The organism is Anaeromonas frigoriresistens (genome assembly GCF_016820655.1).
GTDB classification, from domain to species: Bacteria; Bacillota; Clostridia; order Tissierellales; family SIT17; genus Anaeromonas; species Anaeromonas frigoriresistens.
In genome coordinates this window covers 49,608-55,719 of sequence record NZ_WSFT01000009.1, presented here as the reverse complement: position 1 = coordinate 55,719, position 6,112 = coordinate 49,608, and the positions used below count along the sequence as shown (strand labels likewise).

Genomic DNA, 6,112 nt, shown 5'->3' with positions numbered 1-6,112 from the left:
TCATAGTTGATGGAGAAGAAATGGTAGGATTCGATAAAAATAGATTAGAAGAATTACTATAATAATATAGAAAGACCCAGTGTATATACACTGGGTCTTAGTTATTTACTCATTTAATGCTTTAAGTAATTCGTCAACATCTAAACCATGAACTTGAGCAGCCTGCTCTAAGGATTCCATTTGGGAAGCAGGTCAGCCAACGCAACCCATACCAAATCTCATTAAGATTTGTGGTGCATCTGATCTTTCTCTTAGTATTTCACCAATAAGCATATCTTTAGTTATAGCCAATTGAGATTCCTCCTTAATAAAAAATTCTTATTACTTAGTATATTTATTATACACTATATTTTATTTTTACCCAACCTTTATATTTATTTAAATAGGGTAAGTTAATCAATATAGTTTATTATCATCTAAAGTATTGTATAATATTATAAGACTTTTAATATGGGGTGAATAAATTGGGAGAAATAATAAATAAAGAAGATAGATATAAATTAGGTCAAAGAGTAATATGGATAACTATAATATTAAATATAATTTTATCTGTATTAAAGGTAGTTATAGGTATAATATCAAACTCTAATGCGATGCTTGCCGATGGTATACATAGTATTTCTGATGTGGGTAGTTCATTAGGTATAATAGTAGGTCTTTTTATTGCCAAAAAACCAGAAGATTTAGAGCATCAATATGGCCATGAAAAAGCAGAAACTATTGCCACATTTCTATTATCTGTACTATTAATTGCGGTAGGATTAAACATAGGATATAACTCCATTAAGCTAATATTTAGTGGTGGGGCAGAAGTACCAGGAATAGCTGCTATATGGGCAGCAATAATATCAATAGTAGTAAAGGAGATACAATATAGAATCTCACTAAGAGCTGGGAAGAAAATAAATAGTGATGTTTTGATAGCCGATGCATGGCATCATCGCTCCGATGCATTATCCTCAATAGCTGCATTAGTTGGTATATTAGGTGCTAGACTAGGATACAGCTTCTTAGATCCTGTAGCAGGAGTTCTAGTGTCCATTATAGTAGTAAAGGTTGGAGTAGAGATATTTGTAAAGGGAACTAATGAGTTAATGGATGAATCTTTAGAGGAAGAAAAATTAATTAAAATAGTAAATGCAGTAATGACTCACACAGGAGTTAAAACAGTAAATGATATCAAAGCAAGAAAGCACGGATCTATGGCTTATGTAGATATAGAGATAGCAGTAGATCCTGACATAACTGTTAGTCAAGGACATGATATAGCTGAAGATGTAGAGGCTATAGTTTATGAACGAATTGAAAACATTAAGAGTGTATTAGTCCATGTAAACCCTTGTTGTATAGATAAAGATGATTGCAAAATTTGTACGGAAAAGGTTAGTACTTTTGTTGAAAAAGCATTAAGGGATAATGATTGATTAAACATACCCTGGTATGGTATAGTTAGTATAAGGAGGGATATTATGTTTAATGATGTAACATTTCCAATGGCATTTGGAGCCGGAGTTCTTTCGTTTTTTTCTCCATGTATATTACCTCTTATACCAGCTTATATAATGTATATGACTGGAACAAGTATGGAGGAGGAATTAGCCCAAAAAAGATGGTTAGCCCTATCTAGAACACTGGGTTTTGTGCTAGGCTTTACCATTATATTCATGCTAATGGGTGTATCTGCCACTTACATAGGCAGAATCTTTATACAAAATAAAGCAATATTTACTAAGATAAGTGGTGTACTTATCATGTTCTTTGGACTTAATTTAATGGGTATTATAGATATAGGATTTATGAATACAGAAAAAAGAGCCAAATCTCCTAAAAAAGTTACTAGCTTTTTAGGATCTACAGTAATGGGAATGGCATTTGCTGCAGGTTGGACCCCTTGTTATGGACCAATATTAGCCTCAATATTAGTGAAGGCGGGATTATCTAGTGATGTAACTCAATCTGTATATCTATTATTAGTATATTCTCTAGGAATGGCGATACCTTTCATTTTAACAGCTCTATTCATTAGTTATTTCAGTAAATTTCTTAATAGAGTGCAAAAATGGGCAGGTTATATATATAAAATAGCAGGATTAATTTTAGTGATATTTGGTATTTTAGTATTTCTAGATAAAATTGTAATAATCGGGAACTGGTTGACTTAAACCAGTAACCTTATAATATAAGGAGGAATATTATGAATAAGAAAAGTATAATTGCTATAGCTATATTAGCTATAATACTAGTAGTAGGTATCTATTATACTGTTCAGGATAAGAATGATACAAATGATGGGAATGATACACCTAAAGAAGATGCAGTTATAGATGAAAATAATGATAAAGAAACACTTCCAGAGGAAAAGGTAGAAGAAGACCCAGCAGAAGAGCCTCAAGAAGAGGAAGAACAGGTAACATTAGAAAGAGGTAAACCTGCACCAGATTTTACCCTTACTACATTAGCTGGAGAAGAAGTATCTCTTAGTGATTACGAAGGCAAAATAGTAATGATGAATTTCTGGGCTACTTGGTGTACCTATTGTGATCAAGAAATGCCAGATTTACAAAGATTATATGAAGAAAATAAGGATAAAGATTTCGTAGTATTAGCAGTAAATGTTGGTGAAGATGAAAAAACAGCTAGAGATTATATAGATGAAGGCGGATATACATTTCCTGTATTATTAGATGAAGATAGCAAAGTGGCTCAGCAAAGATACTATGTAAGTGCCTATCCTACATCTTATTATATTGACAAGGATGGAACTTTAATCGGAGCTGTACCGGGAATGATGACTTATCCTCAAATGACTCAAATATTAGAACAGATTAGGAATGGGGAAATTTAATGAGACCCATATTTTTTAAATACGGACCGATAAGTATTACATGGTATATGGCTTTTGGTGTAATCTTAACTATTGTAGGATATATAATGTTAAAACTCTTAGCAAAAGATAATAAATATAAAAAAGAACTTGAAGATTACTACTTTATAGAGCTGATAGCTGGCTTTATAGGATCTAGATTAGTGTATGTCCTATTTAATTTTAGTTTATATAAAGGTAATTTATTTGATGCAATAAGGATAAATCACTATAATTTGAACTTGATAGGTGGAGTCATGATAGCTTTATTAGTTCTTTATATAGGGACTAAATTTAAGAAACTACCATTTTTTCAAATACTAAATCCTCTATTAATTCCATTTTACTTTTCTATGGCAGTAGGAGTCTGGGCTTTTGAATTTGAAGGCATATTATCAAGTGTATCTCAAGTTCAAACAGTATCTTTTTCGATACTTTTTATATTAGCTTTGATTCTTCATTCTCTAACGGTTGAAAAATTTAAGAAAAGTGGATTAGTAATTCTGTTTATCTCTATGATTGGTTATTATGGCATATCAATATTTTATTAATAAAATATTGAATATAAATAATCTATAAAGGGTAATTAAATAATATAGAATTAACACTTGACATTGTAATATTATAATATTACAATATAATCAAAGTATACCCCTCCAGGGTATTTAGATTTAAAGAATGATAAGGAGGCTATTAAATGAAATTAAATGTAACGCCTAAAGCTATTGTAGAGCTTAAAAAGGTGATGGACAAAAAAGACGCTTTAGATAAAAAAGTAAGATTATATGTGGCAGGCTTTGGTTGAGGTGGTCCATCTTATGGTCTTGCTCTGGATGAGCAAAATAATGACGATACAGTTGAGACTATCGGAGGTCTAACATTTTTAGTAGACAATAATCTAACTAACCAAGTTGATGAATTTAATGTAGATTATTCAAATGACTGGTTACACAAAGGATTCAGAGTTACAACAGGTAACGGAGGATCATCTTGCTAGAATATCCCCTTAATAAATCAATCTCTGTTATATAACAGAGATTGATTTATTTTAGTATAAAGATAATTAAGCTGGATATAATCACTAAGAATAACCCTCTTAATTTTATTAAATTTATATAATTTTTGCTAATATATACACTTTTATCGCTGCATCCTCCAGTAAATAGAATAACTTTATTGGGAAAAAGTATATTAATAAACCCTAATAATATTAGTATAATGGGAATAATTATCATGATATCAGCCTCCTAAATTTGGCAATATAATGATTATACATAAAGAAGTGTAAAAAGTTTATCATAATTTGTCGCAAAGGAAATAATCTTATATAATATTGATGTGATTAGTTTTATATAAGATTTAGGTATTAAAGAATATTAAATTCTTTAAAAGGAGTGTACATAATGGATACTAATGCTAAAGAATATTTAAGAAAAAAAGTGCTTAAAAAAAGGGATCAGCTTAATCGAGATGATGTAGATAGTTTAAGTGGTAATATCATCTCTTATTTAATGAGAATGCCTCAGTTTCAGAAAAGTAAAGCTATAATGGTATATTTAAGCTTTAAAAATGAAGTGGATACTTTTAAACTTATAGAATTAATGATGGAGATGAATAAGACTATTATAGTTCCTTATACTGATAAGAAAGAGAATGTCTTGATTCCTAGCAGATTAAAAGATTTAGGGGATTCCCTTAGTAAGAATCCTTATGGATATTTAGAACCTAAAGAAGACGCATTAGATCCTATTAAACCAAAAGAAATAGATTTGGTTATAGTTCCTGGGCTAGTTTTTGATAAATTAGGAAATAGAATAGGTTATGGGGGAGGTTACTATGACAAACTTTTAAGTCAAACCGATGCTTTTAAAGTAGCTGTAGCTTATGATTTTCAAATTTTTCCTAGAATTATACCTAATAAACATGACATTCCAGTAGATTACATAGTAACTCCAACTAAGATTATCATGGGAGTTGAAGATTGATTGATATAAATAACTGAGTTATTTTTAAATATATAGTAAACTAAAATAAAAACTTGAGGAGATGAAGGGAATGACTCTTAAAGATAAAATATATGAGGGATTAAAGAAAGTTGATGATCCTGAAATTAAGAAGAATTTAGTAGAACTTAATATGATAGGTGATGTAGCTATAGAGGGAAGAAACGTAGTAGTTAATGTAACTTTAACTACAATTGGATGTCCTTTAAAGAATACAATGAGTGAAGACATAAAGAAAGAATTAACAAAGCTTGAAGAAATAGATCATGTAGAAGTAGTGTTTGGTGAAATGACTGATGAACAGAAGCAAAAGTTAGTTCAACAGCTTCAAGGTAAAAAGGAGACTAAAGATCCTTTTAAAGATACTAAAGTAATAGCTATAGGTAGTGGTAAAGGTGGAGTTGGTAAATCTACGGTAACTGCTAATCTAGCTGTGGAATTAAGTCAAATGGGATATGAAGTAGGACTTATTGATGCAGATATATTAGGTCATAGTATTCCACAAATATTAGGTATAAAAGATAAAAAACCTATGGTAGTAAATGGAGGCATGATGCTTCCTGTTGATGTAAATGGAGTTAAAGTGATTTCTATGGGTAACCTAGTAGATAAAGATGAAGCGTTGATTTGGAGAGGACCGGTACTGGGAGGAATATTAACTCAATTTTTCAATGATGTATATTGGGGAGATTTAGATTATATGTTAATAGACCTTCCTCCAGGAACAGGAGATGTCCCTTTAAGTCTTATGCAGCAGTTGCCTGATGCAGAAATTCTTATAGTAACTACTCCCCAAATAACAGCAGCAGATGTAGCTAAGCGCCTAGGTTTTATGGCATCTAAAACTAATAGTAAGGTTATCGGTATAATTGAAAATATGTCCTATTTTATATGCGATAATTGTGATGAAAAACATTATATATTTGGAAAAAAAGAAGGTAGAAAACTAAGTGAAGAATTAAATGCTCCATTATTAGGAGAAATACCTTTATCCACATTAATTAGAGAAGATGGAGATAAAGGAGTGCCCTCAGTACTAGATGATAGATTAAATATGAAGGATAAATATAGAGAAATAGCTACTAATCTTTTAAGAACAGAATAATACACATTTGTAAGTCAAAAATATGGCCTCAATTATAGAGGCTATATTTTTTTTAAATTAATTGGGTAATACTATTATATGACCTCTTGCACAACATGAAATATTATGGTACAATTAACTCAAAGACACCCCATGTGGGGT

Annotated in this window: 7 protein-coding genes; 6 read left to right on the top strand and 1 reads right to left on the bottom strand. The window is 30.6% G+C overall.

What is annotated here, in order from left to right; genetic code table 11:
- Positions 1-105: 105 nt before the first annotated feature.
- Positions 106-291 (bottom strand): DUF1858 domain-containing protein, encoded by a 186-nt coding sequence (locus GOQ27_RS01220; protein ID WP_350445866.1) that lies wholly within the window; start codon positions 289-291, stop codon positions 106-108.
- Positions 292-464: 173 nt separating this feature from the next.
- On the opposite strand from GOQ27_RS01220, the gene GOQ27_RS01215 reads away from it, so the two are divergent.
- The 6 genes from GOQ27_RS01215 to GOQ27_RS01190 all read left to right on the top strand — a co-directional run bounded on the left by GOQ27_RS01215 (position 465) and on the right by GOQ27_RS01190 (position 5,971).
- Complete coding sequence (locus GOQ27_RS01215) at positions 465-1,424, top strand: cation diffusion facilitator family transporter (RefSeq protein WP_207751244.1); 960 nt, start codon at positions 465-467, stop codon at positions 1,422-1,424.
- A 45-nt stretch (positions 1,425-1,469) separates the two neighbouring features.
- Positions 1,470-2,162: a cytochrome c biogenesis CcdA family protein gene (locus GOQ27_RS01210; protein ID WP_207751243.1), complete on the top strand. Its 693-nt coding sequence runs from the start codon at positions 1,470-1,472 to the stop codon at positions 2,160-2,162.
- A 32-nt stretch (positions 2,163-2,194) separates the two neighbouring features.
- The gene (locus GOQ27_RS01205; RefSeq protein WP_203364987.1) at positions 2,195-2,845 is read left to right on the top strand and encodes a TlpA family protein disulfide reductase; all 651 of its coding nucleotides are present in this window, start codon (positions 2,195-2,197) and stop codon (positions 2,843-2,845) included.
- Positions 2,845-3,414 carry a prolipoprotein diacylglyceryl transferase family protein gene (locus GOQ27_RS01200; RefSeq protein ID WP_203364986.1) on the top strand — a complete coding sequence of 190 codons (570 nt, stop codon included), beginning with the start codon at positions 2,845-2,847 and terminating at the stop codon, positions 3,412-3,414. Before GOQ27_RS01205 ends, GOQ27_RS01200 begins: the two co-directional genes overlap by 1 nt.
- An 852-nt stretch (positions 3,415-4,266) precedes the next feature.
- Positions 4,267-4,848: a 5-formyltetrahydrofolate cyclo-ligase gene (locus GOQ27_RS01195; RefSeq protein WP_203364985.1), complete on the top strand. Its 582-nt coding sequence runs from the start codon at positions 4,267-4,269 to the stop codon at positions 4,846-4,848.
- A gap of 70 nt (positions 4,849-4,918) precedes the next feature.
- A complete protein-coding gene (locus tag GOQ27_RS01190) occupies positions 4,919-5,971 on the top strand; it encodes an Mrp/NBP35 family ATP-binding protein (protein ID WP_203364984.1) in 1,053 nt (350 codons plus the stop codon).
- Positions 5,972-6,112 lie beyond the last annotated feature (141 nt).

Excerpts from the sequence above, each read along its gene's own strand:
- GOQ27_RS01210 (WP_207751243.1), top strand. The coding sequence starts at position 1,470 with ATGTTTAATGATGTAACATTTCCAATGGCATTTGGAGCCGGAGTTCTT.
- GOQ27_RS01205 (WP_203364987.1), top strand. The coding sequence starts at position 2,195 with ATGAATAAGAAAAGTATAATTGCTATAGCTATATTAGCTATAATACTA.
- GOQ27_RS01200 (WP_203364986.1), top strand. The coding sequence starts at position 2,845 with ATGAGACCCATATTTTTTAAATACGGACCGATAAGTATTACATGGTAT.
- GOQ27_RS01195 (WP_203364985.1), top strand. The coding sequence starts at position 4,267 with ATGGATACTAATGCTAAAGAATATTTAAGAAAAAAAGTGCTTAAAAAA.
- GOQ27_RS01190 (WP_203364984.1), top strand. The coding sequence starts at position 4,919 with ATGACTCTTAAAGATAAAATATATGAGGGATTAAAGAAAGTTGATGAT.